The organism is Burkholderia sp. Bp9012, assembly GCF_003853825.1.
In the GTDB taxonomy this organism is placed as follows: domain Bacteria; phylum Pseudomonadota; class Gammaproteobacteria; order Burkholderiales; family Burkholderiaceae; genus Burkholderia; species Burkholderia diffusa.
Window position 1 is genome coordinate 379,934 of record NZ_QTQA01000003.1, and the last position, 17,402, is coordinate 397,335.

16 protein-coding genes are annotated in these 17,402 nt (G+C 67.5%); 9 read left to right on the forward strand and 7 right to left on the reverse strand.

Going from position 1 to position 17,402, the window contains the following annotated elements; all coding sequences use genetic code 11:
• Nucleotides 1-139: 139 nt before the first annotated feature.
• The 5 genes from DIE11_RS05940 to DIE11_RS05960 all read left to right on the forward strand — a co-directional run bounded on the left by DIE11_RS05940 (nucleotide 140) and on the right by DIE11_RS05960 (nucleotide 4,824).
• The gene (locus tag DIE11_RS05940; protein WP_124622181.1) at nucleotides 140-1,063 is read left to right on the forward strand and encodes an ABC transporter substrate-binding protein; all 924 of its coding nucleotides are present in this window, start codon (nucleotides 140-142) and stop codon (nucleotides 1,061-1,063) included.
• On the forward strand, nucleotides 1,060-2,238 hold the full coding sequence (locus tag DIE11_RS05945) for an ABC transporter permease (protein WP_124622183.1): 1,179 nt from the start codon (nucleotides 1,060-1,062) through the stop codon (nucleotides 2,236-2,238). Before DIE11_RS05940 ends, DIE11_RS05945 begins: the two co-directional genes overlap by 4 nt.
• Nucleotides 2,235-3,173, forward strand: a complete 939-nt coding sequence (locus tag DIE11_RS05950; protein WP_059600285.1) for an ABC transporter ATP-binding protein — start codon at nucleotides 2,235-2,237, stop codon at nucleotides 3,171-3,173. Before DIE11_RS05945 ends, DIE11_RS05950 begins: the two co-directional genes overlap by 4 nt.
• Nucleotides 3,170-3,937 carry an ABC transporter permease gene (locus DIE11_RS05955; protein ID WP_124622186.1) on the forward strand — a complete coding sequence of 256 codons (768 nt, stop codon included), beginning with the start codon at nucleotides 3,170-3,172 and terminating at the stop codon, nucleotides 3,935-3,937. Before DIE11_RS05950 ends, DIE11_RS05955 begins: the two co-directional genes overlap by 4 nt.
• Nucleotides 3,938-4,155: 218 nt before the next feature.
• Complete coding sequence (locus tag DIE11_RS05960) at nucleotides 4,156-4,824, forward strand: lytic transglycosylase domain-containing protein (RefSeq protein ID WP_124622188.1); 669 nt, start codon at nucleotides 4,156-4,158, stop codon at nucleotides 4,822-4,824.
• A gap of 75 nt (nucleotides 4,825-4,899) precedes the next feature.
• Here the strand turns inward: DIE11_RS05960 and DIE11_RS05965 are convergent, their stop codons facing one another.
• Complete coding sequence (locus DIE11_RS05965) at nucleotides 4,900-5,775, reverse strand: LysR family transcriptional regulator (RefSeq protein WP_124622190.1); 876 nt, start codon at nucleotides 5,773-5,775, stop codon at nucleotides 4,900-4,902.
• Between the two features lie 168 nt (nucleotides 5,776-5,943).
• Here DIE11_RS05965 and DIE11_RS05970 point away from each other — a divergent pair, with 168 nt between their 5' ends.
• Nucleotides 5,944-7,050 (forward strand): alkene reductase, encoded by a 1,107-nt coding sequence (locus DIE11_RS05970; RefSeq protein WP_124622192.1) that lies wholly within the window; start codon nucleotides 5,944-5,946, stop codon nucleotides 7,048-7,050.
• A 76-nt stretch (nucleotides 7,051-7,126) separates the two neighbouring features.
• Here the strand turns inward: DIE11_RS05970 and DIE11_RS05975 are convergent, their stop codons facing one another.
• From DIE11_RS05975 to DIE11_RS06000, 6 genes are read right to left on the reverse strand one after another with little or no spacing between them, the layout of a single operon-like run.
• Nucleotides 7,127-7,567, reverse strand: a complete 441-nt coding sequence (locus DIE11_RS05975; RefSeq protein ID WP_059452158.1) for a dihydroneopterin aldolase — start codon at nucleotides 7,565-7,567, stop codon at nucleotides 7,127-7,129.
• Nucleotides 7,564-8,193, reverse strand: a complete 630-nt coding sequence (locus DIE11_RS05980; RefSeq protein ID WP_124622194.1) for a sarcosine oxidase subunit gamma — start codon at nucleotides 8,191-8,193, stop codon at nucleotides 7,564-7,566. The genes DIE11_RS05975 and DIE11_RS05980 overlap by 4 nt, the downstream gene beginning before the upstream one ends.
• Entirely contained in the window at nucleotides 8,183-11,194 is a 3,012-nt protein-coding gene (locus DIE11_RS05985; protein WP_124622195.1) for a sarcosine oxidase subunit alpha family protein, read from the reverse strand. The genes DIE11_RS05980 and DIE11_RS05985 overlap by 11 nt, the downstream gene beginning before the upstream one ends.
• Nucleotides 11,191-11,490, reverse strand: a complete 300-nt coding sequence (locus tag DIE11_RS05990) for a sarcosine oxidase subunit delta (protein ID WP_059534095.1) — start codon at nucleotides 11,488-11,490, stop codon at nucleotides 11,191-11,193. The genes DIE11_RS05985 and DIE11_RS05990 overlap by 4 nt, the downstream gene beginning before the upstream one ends.
• Before the next feature lie 28 nt (nucleotides 11,491-11,518).
• On the reverse strand, nucleotides 11,519-12,763 hold the full coding sequence (locus DIE11_RS05995) for a sarcosine oxidase subunit beta family protein (RefSeq protein WP_006480591.1): 1,245 nt from the start codon (nucleotides 12,761-12,763) through the stop codon (nucleotides 11,519-11,521).
• 15 nt (nucleotides 12,764-12,778) lie between these two features.
• Nucleotides 12,779-14,164, reverse strand: a complete 1,386-nt coding sequence (locus DIE11_RS06000) for an L-serine ammonia-lyase (RefSeq protein ID WP_059600290.1) — start codon at nucleotides 14,162-14,164, stop codon at nucleotides 12,779-12,781.
• 261 nt (nucleotides 14,165-14,425) lie between these two features.
• On the opposite strand from DIE11_RS06000, the gene DIE11_RS06005 reads away from it, so the two are divergent.
• From DIE11_RS06005 to ltnD, 3 genes are all read left to right on the forward strand, one after another.
• The gene (locus tag DIE11_RS06005) at nucleotides 14,426-15,499 is read left to right on the forward strand and encodes a GlxA family transcriptional regulator (RefSeq protein ID WP_059600291.1); all 1,074 of its coding nucleotides are present in this window, start codon (nucleotides 14,426-14,428) and stop codon (nucleotides 15,497-15,499) included.
• Between the two features lie 206 nt (nucleotides 15,500-15,705).
• Entirely contained in the window at nucleotides 15,706-16,410 is a 705-nt protein-coding gene (locus tag DIE11_RS06010; protein ID WP_059452152.1) for a FadR/GntR family transcriptional regulator, read from the forward strand.
• Nucleotides 16,411-16,494: 84 nt separating this feature from the next.
• Nucleotides 16,495-17,385 (forward strand): L-threonate dehydrogenase, encoded by an 891-nt coding sequence (ltnD, locus tag DIE11_RS06015; protein WP_124622197.1) that lies wholly within the window; start codon nucleotides 16,495-16,497, stop codon nucleotides 17,383-17,385.
• Nucleotides 17,386-17,402: the final 17 nt, after the last annotated feature.

A 17,402-nucleotide genomic window follows, 5' to 3' on the forward strand; every position in this document is an offset into this window, starting at 1 on the left:
CGTTCCAGTTTAACAACGGCGCGTGACGCGCGCGGGTTATCCCCACGCGCGCTGTGGACGTGCCGCCGCACATGGTTTGCCAAAGCCGACTCAGTCAAGTAACTTTCGGCGTACGTCCCCGTTCTGGAGAATGGCCCCGATGAAGCTCGCCCTGCCCGCCCGAATCCTGGGCCTCGCGTTCGCCGCCGCTGTCGTGGCACCCGGCGCGCACGCCGACACGCCCGTCGTGGTGTCGTCGAAGATCGACACCGAAGGCAACCTGCTCGGCAACGTCATCGCACAGGTGCTGAAGTCCCATGGCATCCCCGTCACCGAAAAGATCGCGCTCGGCACGACGCCGATCGTGCGCAAGGCGCTCACGAGCGGCGAGATCGACATCTACCCCGAATACACGGGCAACGCCGCGTTCTTCTTCAACAAGGCCGACGATCCCCTCTGGAAGAACGCAAGCCAGGGCTACGACACCGCGAAGAAGCTCGACTATGCCGCCAACCATCTCGTCTGGCTCGCACCGGCGCCCGCGAACAACACGTGGGGCGTCGCCGTGCTCGCGCCGGTCGCGCAAGCGCAGCACCTGAAGACTTTCTCGGATTTCGGCAAGTGGATCGCGGGTGGCGGCAAGCTGAAGCTCGCGGCGTCGGCCGAATTCGTGAACAGCGCGTCCGCGCTGCCGTCGTTCGAGAAGGCCTACGGCTTCAAGCTGAAACCGGATCAGCTCGTCGTGCTGTCGGGCGGCGACACGGCCGCGACGATCAAGGCCGCCGCGAACCAGACCGACGGCGTGAACGCGGCGATGGTGTACGGCACCGACGGCGGAATCGCATCGAGCGGCCTCGTCGTGCTCGACGACGACAAGCACGTGCAGCCCGTCTACGCGCCGACGCCGGTGATTCGCGAAGTCGTGCTCAAAGCGCATCCGCAAATCGCCGAGTACCTGAAGCCGGTGTTCGAAAGCCTCGACCTGAAGACGCTGCAAATGCTGAACGCGCGCATCCAGATCAACGGCGAGCCGGCCGCCGGCGTGGCAAAGAGCTACCTGAAGTCGAAAGGCTTCGTCAAGTGACGGGTCGCGCGGTGGCGTCCGCGCGACGCATCGCGCTGGATAAAGTCGGCATCCTGATCGGTGTCCTGACGATCGTCGCGGTGTTCGGCATGCCGTTCATGGTGCTTCGGCCGAACCGGATCGCGGCCGGCACCGGGCTGTCGGCGTTCGCCGCGCTGCCCGCGATGCAGGGGGCCGCGCTCGCCGCATTGTGGGTCGTCGGCGCGTTGTGGGCGATGACGGCGAGCCGCCCCGCATGGCGGCTCGCGGCGGGCTGCACGTGGCTCGCGACCCTCGCCTACGCGGTCGGCGCCGCGGCGACGCACGTCGTCGCACCCGACGACGTGCTCGCGCGCGTGTCGCCCGCGGCAGGCGTCTGGCTGTTGCTGTTCGCCTGGGCGGTGCTGGTCGCCGACGCACTCGCGCGGCTCGCATTCGGCCCGTGGCGCCGCCTCGTCGCACTCGTCGTCGCTATCGCGGCGATATCGGTGCCGCTTGCGACCGGCTGGTGGGACGGCCTGTCCGTGATGCGCGAATACGCGGTGCGCAGCGACGACTTCTGGCGCGAAGCAATCCGGCACGTGTCGCTCGCGGGCGGATCGGTCGCGGCCGCGCTTGTCGCGGGCCTGCCGCTCGGCATCGCGTGTGCGCGGGTCGCACCGCTGCGCACCGTCGTGATGCCGGTGCTCAATATCGTGCAGACGATCCCGAGTATCGCGATGTACGGGCTGATGATGGCACCGCTCGGCCTGCTCGCCGCGCACGTGCCGCTCGCGGCCGCGCTCGGCATCCGCGGGATCGGCGTCGCGCCGGCCGTGCTCGCGCTGTTTCTCTACTCGCTGCTGCCGATCGCGTCGAGCGTCGTGGTCGGGCTCGAGCAGGTGCCGCCGCATGTGACCGAAGCGGCTCGCGCGATGGGCATGACGCGCGCGCAGCGGCTGCTGCGCGTCGATCTCGTGCTCGCATTGCCGGTGATTCTGAGCGGCGTGCGCATCGTGCTCGTGCAGAACATCGGGCTGACCGCGGTCGCCGCGCTGATCGGCGGCGGCGGTTTCGGTACCTTCATCTTCCAGGGGATCGGGCAATCGGCCGCCGATCTCGTACTGCTCGGCGCGATCCCGACGATCGCGCTCGCACTGGCGGCCGCCGTCGTGTTCGAAGCCGCGACCACGCTTGCGAAGGGACGTACCGCATGATCGAGATCGAACGCATCGGCAAACGCTTCGGCGACGTCGTCGCCGTCGACGACGTCTCGCTGACGATGAAGCAAGGCACGATCACCGCGCTCGTCGGCGCATCGGGCAGCGGCAAGTCGACGCTGCTGCGGATGATCAACCGGCTGATCGCGCCGACCGCCGGCACGATCCGCATCGACGGCGTCGACACCGCGAGCGTGCCGCCCGAGCAGTTGCGGCGGCGCATTGGCTACGTGATCCAGGGGCACGGCCTGTTTCCGCACTGGAGCGTCGCGCGCAACATCGCGACCGTGCCGCGCCTGCTCGGCTGGCCGGCCGAGCGCATCGACGCGCGCGTGCGCGAACTGCTCGACCTGTTTCATCTTGCTCCGTCCGAGTTCGCGGACAAGCTGCCGCATGAACTGTCGGGCGGCCAGCAGCAGCGCGTCGGCGTCGCGCGTGCGCTCGCGGCCGAGCCCGCGATGCTGCTGATGGACGAGCCGTTCGGCGCGCTCGATCCGATCATCCGCAACAAGGCGCAGGACGACCTGTACGCGCTGCAGCGCCGCCTCGGCATCACGGTCGTGATCGTCACGCACGATATCGAGGAAGCGCTGAAGCTCGGCGACACGATCGCGGTGATGGACGGCGGACGGCTGCTGCAGGTCGCGCCGCCGGCCGAGATTCTCGGCAAGCCGGCCGCGGGTGTCGTCGAGCAGCTCGTCGCCGGCGTCGACCGGCCGCTGCGCCTGCTCGCGCTGACGCCGATCGACGCGGTGGCCGAACCCGGCCATGCCGACGGCGAACCGATCGCCGCGACGCGCACGCTGCGCGACGCGGTGTCCGAACTGCTGTGGCGCGGAGCGGACGCTTTGCCAGTCGACGACGGCAACGGGCACGCTGCGCGCCGCATCACCCTCGATGCGATCCGCGCGCATGCGAGGAAGCCCGCATGACGATGAAGCCCGCGCGTTCGACCCTGCCGCGGCGGTTTCCTGCGTATGTCGCGCGTGCGGCCGCCCTTGCGCTGCTGCTCGTGCTGCTGCTGCGCCCCGCATGGCTGCAGAGCGTGTTCGCGCCGTTCGCGGACAACGGCGCGCCGGTCATCTACGATCGTGCGAGCCTGCTCGATCTCACGCTCGCGCATCTCGGCACCGTCGCGCTGTCGAGCCTGATCGGCACGCTGGTCGCGGTCGCGGCCGGCATCGCGGTCACGCGTCCGGCCGGCGCGGATTTCCTGCCGGTCGCGCGCAGCGTCGTCGACATCGGCCAGACCTTTCCGCCGGTGGCAGTGCTTGCGCTCGCGGTGCCGGCCGTCGGCTTCGGGCTGAAACCCGTGCTGATCGCGCTCGTGTTGTACGGGCTCCTACCGATCTTCGAGAGCACGATCGCGGGGCTCGAAGACGTGCCGCGCGACGTCGTCGACGCCGCGCGCGGGATGGGAATGAGCGGCTGGCAGCAATTGGTGTCGGTCGAGCTGCCGCTCGCGTTTCCGGTGATCGTGAACGGGATCCGGCTCGCGGTCGTGATCAATCTCGGCACCGCGACGATCGGGTCGACGGTCGCCGCGCGCGGGCTCGGCGATGTGATCATCGCAGGCCTGCAGACATCGAACACGGCGTTCGTGCTGCAGGGCGGCGTGATCGTCGGGCTGCTCGCGGTGCTGGTCAGTGATGCGATCGGCGCGCTTGCACGGGTGGCGAGCGCGCGGCGGGCGTAGCACGCATCCGCGATCGCGATACGCGTGTGAAATGGGGGACGCGAGAGAAAATCCGGCCGTTCTTCATCCGGACTCCGATACGTGTTCGTGCAACGATCGAGTCTGTACGAGGCACCCGCCGACAAAAGCCTACATCGCGCTTTCATTCGAGCCCACGCTCGCACACGCCAGATGATTGGCCGATATACTATGCGCCTCCCATTTCCCCGCACTTCACCATGCGACGACGGTTTCTCTGGCTGATCGTGTTTTCGCTCGGCATCGCGCACCAGGCCTCGGCGCAGCAGGCGCCCGCATTGCCTGCCTCCGCGCCCGAAGCCGCCGCATCCGCGCCGACCGAGGCCTCCGCCCCGCTCGCGAACGATCAGCCCAACGAAGCAAACCGTCGCATCACGTCCTACCTGACGAAGAAATTCGGCGTCGCGCGAGAGCGCGCCGCGAAACTCGCCGATATCGTGAACATGACTGCGACGAAATATTCGCTGCCTCCGGCACTCGTTTACGCCATTATCTCGATCGAATCGCGCTTCCAGGAAAAGGCGCGCGGCCAGCGTGGCGCGACCGGACTGATGCAGGTCGTGCCTTCCGCGCACCGCGGCATGCTGCGCAACGTGAAAGACCTGACCGAACCGAATGCGAACGTCGAAGCCGGCTCGAAGATTCTGTCGGGCTATGTGCGGGCGGCCGGCGGCAACGTGCAGGCCGGGTTGAAAAGCTACGGCGGATCGAATGCGTATGCGGCGAAGGTGATGCAGCGGGTCGACACGTTCCGCTTCGTGCTCGAACCCGAAGACGGCGCGAAAGGCGCGAACGATACGAACGCGCGCATGATGCCGGTCAGCGATCTGTCGACCGCAGCGCCCGCCGCGAACCGCAACGCGAAGTAAGCGCACCTCACGCTACGCACCGCGCGTACCTGCGTATCCGCCAGCGGCGGGACGCACGACGGCACGTACCGCCGCTCACTCGCGTGCGAAATGCGCGCGCAGAAATTCGATGAAATGCTGCGTTTTCGCGGGCAGCAAACGCGTTTCGGTCATCGCATAGATGGGCACCGGGTTGCCCTCCCATTCCGGTAACACGCGGCACAGCCGGCCGGCGACCACGTCGTCGGCCACCACTTCCTCCGGCAACTGGATGATCCCCGCGTCGTGCACGGCCAGTTGCCGGTTCATGCCGACGCTGTTGACGACGAACCGCCCGCCCACCGGCACGTCGACCGTGCGCTCGCCGCGACGCAGCGTCCACGCGGTGACGCGTTGCACGCTCAGACACTGATGGCGCGTCAGGTCGCCTGGTTCGAGCGGCTCGCCCGAACGTTCGAGATAGCGTGGCGACGCATACAGGTTGCTGCGCAACGTCGCGAGCCGCCGCGCGACGAGCTGCGAATCCGCGGATTCGCCGATGCGGATCGCGACGTCGAACGGCTCGCTCACCAGGTCGACGCGCCGCGACGTCAGCTCGAAATCGAACGTCAGCTTCGGATACCGTTCCGCGAATTCGACGACCAGCGGCGTCAGGTAGATCACCGCGAAATCGACCGGAAACGACGCGCGCAGCACCCCGGACGGTTCGGCCAGCAGCCCGCCGAGCTGTTCGTGCGCGAGCCGCGCCTCGTCGACGATGCGCTTGCAGCGCTCGAAGTACAGCTGCCCGGCCTCCGTGAGCTCGATCCGCCGCGTCGTGCGATGCAGCAATCGCAGGCCGATCGCCTTTTCCAGCGCGCCGATCCGCCGCGACAACGTCGAATTCGGCATCCCCAGCGTCTGGGCGGCACTACGAAAGCCGTGCGCCTTCACGACCTCCACGAACAGCGCCATGTCGTTCAGCAGTTCCATGCCGACTGCTCCATCAATGGATCAATGATCTCCACGATACCCGGTTTATCTCGAAAAGGAAGCAATGGATGATGCTGACGTGGCGGCGAGGCCGGCGCAACGCGCGCGCCGCCGCCCGATGCGGCATCGCCCCGGTGGCGCATCCCGAACTTCGATGAGGAAAACGCGATGAAACAACTGTTCGTTCCGGCCCCTACCGATCAGGACACGCCGCAACTGTTCACCCCGGTGCGCGTCGGCCGGTACACGCTCGACAACCGCCTCGTGATGGCGCCGATGACGCGCAGCCGCGCCGCGTTCGACGGTACGCCCGGCGCGTGGGCCGCCGAGTACTACGCGCAGCGCGCGGGCCTCGGGCTGATCGTCACCGAGGGCACGCAACCGTCGGCCGACGGCCAGGGCTACCTGACGACGCCGGGTATTTATACCGACGCACACGTCGCCGGCTGGAAGAGGATCAGCGACGACGTGCACGCGCGCGGCGGCCGCCTGTTCATCCAGCTGATGCACGTGGGCCGCATGTCGCATCCCGACAACACGCCGCACCACCGGCAAGGCGTCGCGCCGTCGGCGATCGCGCCGGGCGTGCCGATGTTCACGGCGACGGGCATGCAGGAGATTCCGGCGCCGCGCGCACTGACGACGGCCGAGGTGCGCGACACCGTGAGCGACTTCCGCTTCGCCGCGCGACGCGCGATCGAGGCCGGCGCCGACGGCGTCGAGATTCACGGTGCGAACGGGTATCTGGTCCAGCAGTTCTTCGCGCCGAACGCCAACACGCGCACCGACGAATACGGCGGGTCGATCGAGAATCGCGCGCGCTTCGCGATCGAAGTCGCTGCCGCGATCGCCGACGAGATCGGCGCGGATCGCACGGCGATCCGCCTGTCGCCCGGCACCACGCTGTGGGGGATCGATGAAGGTCCGGAAAGCGCCGAGCTTTACCGCTACCTGGCGACGCAGCTCGACGCGCTCGGCCTCGCCTATTTGCATGTGATGCATCAGGGCGATGAATCGCTGCTCGCGGACCTGCGTGCGCGCTGGCGCGGCACGCTGATCCTGAACCGCCCGGGGCGCACGCGCGACGCGATCGGTGCCGATGTGGCATCGGGTCTCGCCGATCTCGAAGCGTATGGCCAGATGGTGCTCGCCAATCCGGATTTCGTGACGCGCGTGAAGACGGGCGCGCCGATGAACGACGCGCAGCGCGAGACGTTCTTCGGCGGTGATGCACGCGGGTATGTCGACTATCCGGCGCTGAGCGGCGCGGCATAGGCGCTGCAAAGAGAAACGGCGCGTCGTGACTTCGTCATGACGCGCCGCCCTGGGACGATACGGGCTGCTCAGCCCGTTACAGCTGCCCCGCCGCCCCCGTCCACCGCAGGTAATCCCCACGCGTCCAGTCGAGCGACACGCCGACGCGTTTCGTCCCCGGACGGATCTTCGGCTTGTACATCGACAGCGTCAGCGACTCCAGCGCGGGCCATTCGCGGAACGACATCACCGCGAGATCGGCGACGAGCGTTTCGAGCAGCCGCGTATGCGGCTTGTGCGACAGGAACGACGCGACGCGGGCGCAGTAACCGTCGTAGTCGATCCACTCGCCCTGCTCGCTCGGCTCGCAGCGATACCCGAGCCGCGCATCGATCACGATCGGCTGCGGCGCCTCGTGCTCGTGCGCGTGGATGCCGATCCGCGCGGGCACCTTCAGTTCGTCGACGAACACGCTCCAGCCGCGCCCGCGCAGGCGCGGCGCGTCGATCGCCACGAACGGTTCGTCGAACGGCTTCATGACGCGAGCGGCGCCGCGGCGTCGAGCATGATGCGCACGAAATAGTCTGCGAAGCTGCGACGCAGGACGATCTCGAACGTATCGTCGCCGGTCGGGATCAGCGTGATCGGCGACTTGAAGTAGTGCGACTGCGCACACTGGCCCGGCTTGAGCACGCGCGGATGCAGATCGAGCGGGCAGCCGCGCGCGATCACGTCGCGCACGCGTTCGCCGCTGACCTCGACGACCGTGTAGCCGCTGCCGACGTCGACCGCCGCCGCATACGAACCCTGCACGGCCTCCGCGAGCTGCGCCTCGAGCACGCCCGCCTGCACGGGCCCGTTCGAGCGCACGAGCCACTCGTCGGGACCGAGCCACAGCACGTCGTACTCGGCGCCGCGCGCCACCGTGTTCGGTGCCGACGGCGGCCGGCAACCGACCACGCGCTCGAACGCGCTGACGAATGCCGGGTCGCTCAGCTCGCCGCGCACGTTCACGAGATCGAGGAAGGCCCGCTCGCGCAGCATGAACTTCTTCGATGCGCGCGCCTGATGCGCCTTCAGCACATCGGCCGCGCCGACGAACGGCGATTCAAGCGTCACGCCAGCGCCGGCCACTTGCGACTGGTTTCTCGTTTCATTCCACATGCTGGCGCACCCCTTCGGTATCGTAGAAAACCGGGCTCGAGATCTTCGCGGTGACGCGCTTGCCGTTGGCCAGCGGAATCACGACGCTCTCGCCCATCTTGTTCAGGCCGCCCTTCACCACCGCCAGCGCGATCGAGCGCTTCAGGATCGGGCTGTAATAACTCGACGTCACGTGGCCGATCATCGGCGTCGGATCGACCGCCGACACCTGCGTGTCCTTCGCGATGATCTGCGCGCCTTCGGGCAGCACGAACTGTTCGTCCTCGGTCAGCAGGCCGACGAACTGCTTGCGGCCTTCCTTCGACGTATCGGAGCGCGACAGCGAACGCTTGCCGAGGAAGTCCTTCGACTTCGCGACGAGCCCGCCCATCCCGAGGTCATACGGCGTGACCGAGCCGTCGGTATCCTGGCCGACGATGATGTAGCCCTTCTCCGCGCGCAGCACGTGCATCGTTTCGGTGCCGTACGGCGTGATGTCGAACTCGGCACCGGCCGCCATCAGCGCTTCCCACACCGCGCGGCCCGCATTGGCCGGCACGTTCACTTCATACGCGAGTTCGCCGGAGAAGCTGATCCGCATCACGCGCGCCTTCACGCCCGCGACGGTGCCGTTCCGGTAGCTCATGAACGGGAACGCGTCGTTGCCGAAGTCGATGTCCTGGCACACCTTCTGCACGACCTTGCGGCTCTTCGGGCCGACCACCGCGAACGTCGCCCAGTGATCGGTGACGGACGCGAGCCGCACCTTCATGTCGGGCCATTCGGTCTGCAGCCAGCGCTCAAGCCACGTGAGCACGCGCGCCGCGCCGCCGGTGGTGGTCGTCATCATGAAATGCTGGTCGGCGAGGCGCACCGTCACGCCGTCGTCGAACACCATCCCGTTTTCGTCGAGCATCAGCCCGTAGCGGCACTTGCCGATCTCGAGCTTGTTCCACGGGTTCGTGTACATCCAGTTCAGCAGCTTCACTGCATCCGGACCCTGGATGTCGATCTTGCCGAGCGTCGACGCGTCGAGGATGCCGACGCTGTTGCGCACCGCCAGGCATTCGCGCTTCACGGCCGCATGCAGGTCCTCGCCGTTCTTCGGGAAATACCACGGCCGCTTCCAGTTGCCGACGTCTTCGAACATCGCACCGTGCTCGACGTGCCATTCGTGCACGGCCGTCTTGCGGATCGGGTCGAGGAAGTCGCCGGTCTCGCGGCCCGCGAACGTACCAAACGACACGGGCGTGTAGTTCGGGCGGAACGTCGTCGTGCCCGTTTCCGGAATCGTCTTGCCCAGCGCCTGCGCGAGGATCGCCATCCCGTTGATGTTGCCGAGCTTGCCCTGGTCGGTGCCGAAGCCCATCGCGGTGTAGCGCTTCACATGCTCGACCGACTCGAAACCTTCGCGCGCGGCCAGCAGGATGTCGGCGGCCGCCACGTCGTTCTGGAAGTCGACGAACTGCTTCGGCCCGCGTGCGGCGGCCTCGCGGCTGCCGACGAGCCACAACGGCTGCAGCGCGCCTTCGACGGTTTCCGCGACCTGCGGCGCGACGGGGCGCTGCGCGGCCGTGAAGCCCGCTGCCTTCGCCGCTTCGGCGCCCGCGTCGACCGCGAGCCGCAGCGCACGGGCGAGACCGAACTCGCCAGCGGCCGCACCGATGCTCGCTTCCGCCTGCACGGGCTTGCCCGGCAGGAAGCAGGCCTTCTCGTCGTTCCAGCACGCCTTGCCGCCCGACTGCGCGAACAGGTGCAGCACCGGGCTGAAGCCGCCCGACATCGCGACGAGGTCGCACGGCAGCGACTGCAGCTTGCCGCCGGTCTGGCCGTTCGTGTAGGACGCGACGTCGACCGACGATACGCGCCACTTACCCGAAGCAGCCGTCACGACTGCACCGCTCATCACCGTCACGCCCTGTCGCTTCGCGGCCGCGGGCAGCGCGCCGTTCGACGACGCACGCGAATCGACGACCGTCACCTTCGCGCCGCACGCCTTCAGGTCGAGCGCGGTCTGGTATGCACGGTCGTTGTTCGTGAACACGACCACGTTGCGGCCCGGCAGCACGCCGTAGCGATGCACGTAGGTGGACACCGCGCCGGCGAGCATCACGCCCGGCAGGTCGTTGTTGCCGAACACGATCGGACGCTCGTGCGCGCCGGTCGCGAGGATCACGCGCTTCGCGCGGACCTTCCACAGCAGCTCGCGCGTGCCCTTGCGCATCGACACCGGCTGGTGATCGGTCAGACGCTGCGTGACCGTCACGAGGTTGTGGTCCTGATAACCGAACGCGGTGCTGCGCGACAGGATCGTCACGTCGGGCAGCTTGCGCAGTTCGGCCTCGATCTTCTCGACCCACTGCAGTGCCGGCTTCGCGTCGATTTCCGCGCGGCACGACAGCAGGCTGCCGCCGAGCTCGCGCTGGTCGTCGACGAGGATCACGCGCGCGCCGGCCGTCGCGGCCGCATGCGCGGCGGCGAGGCCCGACGGGCCACCGCCGACCACGAGCACGTCGCAGTGCGCGTAGCATTTGTCGTAGCGATCGGCGTCGAGCACCTCGGGCGCCTTGCCGAGGCCGGCGGCCTCGCGGATCTTCTCCTCGTACTTCGGCCACATGTTGCGCGGCCACATGAAGGTCTTGTAGTAGAACCCGGCCGGCATGAAACGCGAGAACTTCTGGTTGATCGCGTACTTGTCGTTCTCGAGCGACGGCTCGGCGTTCACGCTCGTCGCGACGAGGCCCTGGTACAGCTCGATCTCGGTCGCGCGCGCGTTCGGCACCGTGTACGGGCCGGTCTCGAGCTGCACGACGGCATTCGGTTCCGCAACGTCCGCCGTCACGATCCCGCGCGGACGGTGGTACTTGAAGCTGCGCGCGACGAAGTGCACGCCGTTCGCGAGCAGCGCGGACGCGAGCGTGTCGCCCTGGAAGCCCTGATACGTGCGGCCGTTGAACGTGAACGTCAGCGGAATCGCGCGATTGATGCGGCCACCGGTGCCGAGGCGGTCTTTCTGGCTCATTTGCTCGTGCCCTCTTCGTGTGCGTTGCCGGCGGCTGCGCCGCCGAACTTTTCGTAGCCCTTGATATCGTAGGTCACCGTGTCGCGCGTGACCTTGAACCAGCGGCGGCAGCCCTGCGTGTGCAGCCACTGCTCGCGGTGGATACCGCGCTTGTTCTCGCGCATGAACACGTATTCGCCCCATTCGCGGTCGGTCATGTTCTCGTTCGCAACCGGGCGCACGATGTCGGCTTCACCGCCGCACGTGAACTCGGATTCGGCGCGCGGCCCGCACCACGGACATTCGATCAGCAACATGTTTCTTTCTCCTCGTTCAGTGCGGGGGTCAGTGCGCGACGGCGGCTGCGCCGTGCTCGTCGATCAGGTGGCCCGTGTAGAAGCGGTCGAGCGCGAACGGCGCGTTCAGCGGATGCGGTTCGTCGCGGGCGATCGTGTGCGCGAACACCCAGCCCGAGCCCGGCGTCGCCTTGAAGCCGCCGGTGCCCCAGCCGCAGTTGAAGTAGAGGCCCTTCACGTCGGTCTTGGTGATGATCGGGCACGCGTCCGGCGACACGTCGACGATGCCGCCCCACTGGCGGTTCATCCGCACGCGCGAGAACACCGGGAACATCTCGACGATCGCCTGCAGCGTGCTTTCGATGATGTGGAAGCTGCCGCGCTGGCCGAAGCCCGTGTACTGGTCGATACCCGCGCCGATCACGAGGTCGCCCTTGTCGGACTGGCTGATGTACGCGTGCACCGCGTTCGACATGATCACCGAGTTGACCACCGGCTTGATCGGCTCGGACACCAGCGCCTGCAGCGGGTGGCTCTCGATCGGCAGGCGCACGCCGGCCATGTCGGCGAGCGTCGTCGTGTTGCCGGCTGCGACCACCGCGACCTTCTTCGCCTTGATGAAACCCTTCACCGTATCGACGCCGACCACCGCGCCGCCTTCGCGACGAATGCCCGTCACCTGGCAGTTCTGGATGATGTCGACGCCGGCGCGGTCGGCGCCGCGGGCGAAGCCCCAGGCCACCGCGTCGTGACGCGCGACGCCCGCACGGCGCTGGATCGATGCGCCGAGCACCGGGTAGCGGCTGTTCAGGTTGATCGTCGGCTCGATTTCCTTGATCTGCGCGGGCGTCAGGAATTCGGCGTCGACGCCGTTCAGGCGGTTCGCGTTCACGCGACGCTCGGTGTCACGCACGTCCTGCAGCGTGTGCGCGAGGTTCATCACGCCGCGCTGGCTGAACATCACGTTGTAGTTGAGGTCCTGCGAAAGCCCTTCCCACAGCTTCATCGCCTTCTCGTACAGCGCGGCCGATTCGTCCCACAGGTAGTTCGAGCGCACGATCGTCGTGTTGCGCGCGGTGTTGCCGCCGCCGATCCAGCCCTTCTCGAGGATCGCGACGTTCGTGATGCCGTGCTCCTTCGCGAGGTAGTAGGCGGTCGCGAGGCCGTGGCCGCCGCCGCCGACGATCACGACGTCGTATTCCTTCTTCGGTTCCGGGCTCTTCCACTGCTTTTCCCAGTTCTCGTGATACGAGAGGCCGTTGCGGAACAGGCTGAATATCGAGTAGCGGCTCATGTTAGTGATCCTTCGTTAGCATTCGATGACGTTCACGGCAAGACCGCCGCGCGACGTTTCCTTGTATTTCGTCTTCATGTCGGCACCCGTCTCGCGCATCGTCTTGATCACCGAATCGAGCGATACGTAGTGCTGGCCGTTACCCTTGAGCGCCATCCGCGATGCGTTCAGCGCCTTGATCGCGCCCATCGCGTTGCGTTCGATGCACGGAATCTGCACGAGCCCGCCGACCGGATCGCAGGTCATGCCGAGGTTGTGCTCCATCCCGATCTCGGCCGCGTTCTCGACCTGGTCGGGCGTGCCGCCCATCACTGCGGCGAGCGCGGCCGCGGCCATCGAGCACGCGACGCCCACTTCGCCCTGGCAGCCGACTTCCGCGCCCGAGATCGACGCCGTTTCCTTGTAGATGATCCCGATCGCCGCGGCCGTCAGCAGGAATTCGACGATGCCGGCTTCGTTCGAGCCCGGCACGAACTTCACGTAGTAGTGCAGCACCGCGGGGATCACGCCGGCCGCGCCGTTCGTGGGCGCGGTGACGACCCGGCCGCCCGCCGCGTTCTCCTCGTTGACGGCCATCGCATACAGGTTGACCCAGTCGAGCATCGACAGCGGATCGCGCAGCGACTCCTCCGAACGCGCCCGCAGGCGCCCGTTCAGTTCGGCCGCGCGGCGCTTCACGCGCATCGGGCCCGGCAGTTCGCCCTCGACCTTGCAGCCGCGCTCGACGCATGCGGCCATCGTGCGCCAGATCGCGAGCAGCCCGGCGCGCACTTCGTCTTCCGGACGCAGCGTGGATTCGTTGCGCAGCATCAGCTCGGCGATCGACAGCCCGTGTTCGCGGCACTGGCGCATCAGGTCGTCGCCCGTGCGGAACGGGTACGGCACTTCGGCCGCAGCACGTACGCCGTTCACGCGATCGCCGTCGCGGTTCACGACGAAGCCGCCGCCGATCGAGTAATACTCCTTCTCGACGAGCAGCTGGCCGTGCTCGTCGAACGCCTGGAAGCGCATCCCGTTCGGATGCACGATGCTGGTGCCGCTCATCAGCTTGCGATAGAAGCCGATGTTCTCCTTCTCGTCGAAGCGAATCGTCTGCTTGCCGAGCAGCGCCAGCGACTTCTCCGCGCGGATCGCCGCGAGCCGCGGCTCGATCAGGTCCGGATCGATCGTGTCGGGCAGATGGCCCTCGAGGCCGAGCAGCACCGCCTTGTCCGTGCCGTGGCCCTTGCCCGTTGCACCGAGCGAGCCGTATAGTTCGACCCGCACGCGGCGCACGAAGCCGAGCAGGTTCGCGTCCTCGATGTGCGACGCGAACCGGCACGCGGCGATCATCGGGCCAACCGTATGCGAGCTGGACGGGCCGATACCGATCTTGAACAGGTCGAACGCGCTGACGTTCATCTGACTTCCTCTGGGTGGGCGTACGTGAAATGTCGTTGGCATCAGTACATCAAAGCGTAAAATTGGCCGATAGAACAAAAACGGCATCGGCGTGGGATACCGCCGCCAAGCCCTGCGCAGGACGGCCGGAAAGTGCGTTTTGACGATGGTTGGCGACGAAAAACCACAAGTCGGCCGGGGTCCGCGCCAGCCGGCAACCGTGCCCGCGAACAGATTGCAACGAGTGAGACCCGCCTTCCCGGCGTGACGAGATTGACCGCGATGACACCCGACGTACCCGCTTCCCCCCTCGCCGAACCCGCGCCGCAGCGCATCCGTTTCGGCATCGTGCTGCTGCCGAACTTCACGCTCACGGCCTTCTCGGGTTTCGTCGACATGCTGCGGCTGTCGGCCGACGACGGCGACTACAGCAAGCCGGTGCGCTGCGCGTGGAGCGTGATCGGCGAAACGCTGGCGCCGGTGCGCGCGAGTTGCGGGATCCAGATCACGCCGTGGGAAACCTTCGAGAGCGCCGAGCCGTTCGACTACGTCGTCGTGGTCGGCGGCCTGCTGCATTCGGGGCCGCAAGCCGGCCCCGAAACGCTCGACTTCATCCGCCGCGCGGCGACGGGCGGCGCGACGCTCGTCGGGATCTGCACGGGCGTGTTCACGCTGATGCGCGCGAACGTGCTCGACGGCTACCGCACCTGCGTGAGCTGGTTCCACTACTGGGATTTCATCGAGCGCTTCCCGCACGCCGATCCCGACATGCTGATCGCCGATCGCCTGTTCGTGATCGACCGGCGACGGATCACCTGCTCGGGCGGGCGTGCGTCGATCGACGTCGCCGCCGCCGTCCTGCTGCGCCATTTCGATCATGCGACCGTGCAGAAGGCACTGCGCATCCTGCTCGTCGGCGAGATGCAGAAGGGCAATGCGCCGCAGCCGCATCCGCCGGGCCTCGAGCCGGCCACGCACCCGAAGGTCAAGCGCGCGATTCTCCTGATGGAACAGCATGTCGGCCGCGCGCTGCCGCTCGAGGAACTCGCGTGCAAGCTCGACATGTCGACGCGCCAGCTCGAGCGGCTGTTCAAGGCCGAAACGGGCAAGAGCCCGCAGGCGTTCGCGAAGCAGGTGCGATTGCGCACGGCCGCCTGGCTGCTGACCAGCTCCGACCGCACCGTCGCCGATATCGCGTCGAGTTGCGGGTTCGCCGACGCATCGCACCTCGGCCGGGAGTTCCGCAAGCAGTTCGGCGTGCCGCCGGCGACCTATCGCGAACGCGGCGGGGACAGCACGGAGGCCGGCGCACCGATGGCGGCTGATCCCGATCCCGTCGAAGACATCGCCGACTGACGGTCGCGCGCGCCGCCGGCGCGCGTCCCCTTTCCTTCCCCTGCCCACGCCTCGACGCCACACACGATCGCGGCAGTTTCAGGTCAATTGGAACCGGTTCCAGTCAATTTCACCGACGTTACAGCCCATTGACCGAGGGTTATCCCGGATGCTGACGCACCTTCAAATTTGTATGATGACCACATCACCTTACAAACCTGAGCGCCATGTTCGAGAAAATTCCCGCCCGTGCGATGAGCGACCACGTCGCGCAGCAGCTGCTGAAGCAGATCGAAGTCGGCAGTTTCTCGGCCACCGGCAAGCTGCCGACGGAAGCCGTCCTCGCGCAGGAATTCGGCGTGAGCCGCACCGTGATCCGCGAAGCGATCTCGCGGCTGAAGAACGAAGGCGTGGTCGAGCCGCGCCAGGGCAGCGGCGTGTACGTGAACCAGCACGGCGCAATCCGGCCGCTGCGGATCGACTACGCGGAGGCCGTCGAGGCCAGCTCGCTGCCGCACCTTCTCGCGGTGCGCCGCGCGATCGAGGCTGAAGTCGCGGCCGAAGCCGCGCTGCACCACACGGCCGACGACATGGCCGACATCGACGACGCGCTGCGCAAGATCGACGATGCGGTGGCCGAAGGGCGCGACGGCGTCGCGGAAGACGTCGCGTTCCACCGCACGATCGCGGCCGTCACCGGCAACCCGTATTTCCTGAAGACACTGCAGTTCCTGAACCAGTACCTCGAGGCCGGCGTGAAGGTCACGCGGCGCAACGAAGCGACGCGTGAGGATTTCTCGCGGCAGGTGCGCGAGGAACACGCGGCGATCGCCGACGCGATCCGCGCGCGCGACCCGATGGCGGCACGCAACGCGGCGCGCACGCACATGTACAACGCCGCCCGCCGTCTCGCGGAAGCCGGCATCTGCTGATGAACGATTGCTGAATGCGGCGGCCCGGGCCAGACCGGTGCCGTCGTTGTCCTGAACCTCTTCCCGAATCGATCAAGGTTGACCATGTCACGAAATGTTGGAGTCATCGGCCTCGGCGCGATGGGCCTCGGCGTCGCCCGCTCGCTGCTGCGCGCGGGGTTCCGCGTGCATGCATGCGACGTGCGCGACACCGTGCTGCAGGCGTTCGCGGCCGAAGGTGGCGTGCCCTGCGCGAGCCCGGCCGAACTCGGCGCGCAGTGCGATGTCGTCGTCACACTCGTCGTCAATGCCGCGCAGACCGAAACGGTGCTGTTCGGCGAGCATGGCGCGGTCGCGGCGATGAAGCCCGGCGGCGTCGTGATCGCGAGCGCGACCGTCGCACCCGATTTCGCCGTCGCGCTCGGCGCGCGCATCGAGGCCGCGGGCCTGCAAATGCTCGACGCGCCGGTGTCCGGCGGCGCCGCGCGCGCGGCCTCCGGCGAGATGACGATGATGACGTCGGGTCCCGCCGCCGCGTATGCGGCCTGCGACGACGTGCTCGACGCGATCGCCGGCAAGGTGTATCGCCTCGGCGACGCGCACGGCATCGGCTCGAAGGTGAAGATCATCAATCAACTGCTGGCCGGCGTGCACATCGCGGCGGCCGCGGAGGCGATGGCGCTCGGCCTGCGCGAAGGCGTCGATGCCGACGCGCTCTACGACGTGATCACGCACAGCGCCGGCAACTCGTGGATGTTCGAGAACCGCGTGCCGCACATCCTGAACGGCGACTACACGCCGCTGTCTGCCGTCGACATCTTCGTGAAGGATCTCGGCCTCGTGCTCGATACCGCGCGGCGCAGCAAGTTCCCGCTGCCGCTGTCGGCCACCGCGCACCAGATGTTCATGAGCGCGTCGAGCGCCGGCCACGGCGGCGAGGACGATTCCGCCGTGATCAAGACTTTCCCCGGCATCACGCTGCCGCCCGCCCGCTGATTCGAACGACGTTCCTG

What these genes read in the sequence shown, in the direction of transcription:
- DIE11_RS05940 (WP_124622181.1), top strand. Translation starts at nt 140, where the DNA reads ATGAAGCTCGCCCTGCCCGCCCGAATCCTGGGCCTCGCGTTCGCCGCC.
- DIE11_RS05950 (WP_059600285.1), top strand. Translation starts at nt 2,235, where the DNA reads ATGATCGAGATCGAACGCATCGGCAAACGCTTCGGCGACGTCGTCGCC.
- DIE11_RS05955 (WP_124622186.1), top strand. Translation starts at nt 3,170, where the DNA reads ATGACGATGAAGCCCGCGCGTTCGACCCTGCCGCGGCGGTTTCCTGCG.
- DIE11_RS05960 (WP_124622188.1), top strand. Translation starts at nt 4,156, where the DNA reads ATGCGACGACGGTTTCTCTGGCTGATCGTGTTTTCGCTCGGCATCGCG.
- DIE11_RS05965 (WP_124622190.1), bottom strand. Translation starts at nt 5,775, where the DNA reads ATGGAACTGCTGAACGACATGGCGCTGTTCGTGGAGGTCGTGAAGGCG.
- DIE11_RS05970 (WP_124622192.1), top strand. Translation starts at nt 5,944, where the DNA reads ATGAAACAACTGTTCGTTCCGGCCCCTACCGATCAGGACACGCCGCAA.
- DIE11_RS05975 (WP_059452158.1), bottom strand. Translation starts at nt 7,567, where the DNA reads ATGAAGCCGTTCGACGAACCGTTCGTGGCGATCGACGCGCCGCGCCTG.
- DIE11_RS05980 (WP_124622194.1), bottom strand. Translation starts at nt 8,193, where the DNA reads ATGTGGAATGAAACGAGAAACCAGTCGCAAGTGGCCGGCGCTGGCGTG.
- DIE11_RS05985 (WP_124622195.1), bottom strand. Translation starts at nt 11,194, where the DNA reads ATGAGCCAGAAAGACCGCCTCGGCACCGGTGGCCGCATCAATCGCGCG.
- DIE11_RS05990 (WP_059534095.1), bottom strand. Translation starts at nt 11,490, where the DNA reads ATGTTGCTGATCGAATGTCCGTGGTGCGGGCCGCGCGCCGAATCCGAG.
- DIE11_RS05995 (WP_006480591.1), bottom strand. Translation starts at nt 12,763, where the DNA reads ATGAGCCGCTACTCGATATTCAGCCTGTTCCGCAACGGCCTCTCGTAT.
- DIE11_RS06000 (WP_059600290.1), bottom strand. Translation starts at nt 14,164, where the DNA reads ATGAACGTCAGCGCGTTCGACCTGTTCAAGATCGGTATCGGCCCGTCC.
- DIE11_RS06005 (WP_059600291.1), top strand. Translation starts at nt 14,426, where the DNA reads ATGACACCCGACGTACCCGCTTCCCCCCTCGCCGAACCCGCGCCGCAG.
- DIE11_RS06010 (WP_059452152.1), top strand. Translation starts at nt 15,706, where the DNA reads ATGTTCGAGAAAATTCCCGCCCGTGCGATGAGCGACCACGTCGCGCAG.
- ltnD (WP_124622197.1), top strand. Translation starts at nt 16,495, where the DNA reads ATGTCACGAAATGTTGGAGTCATCGGCCTCGGCGCGATGGGCCTCGGC.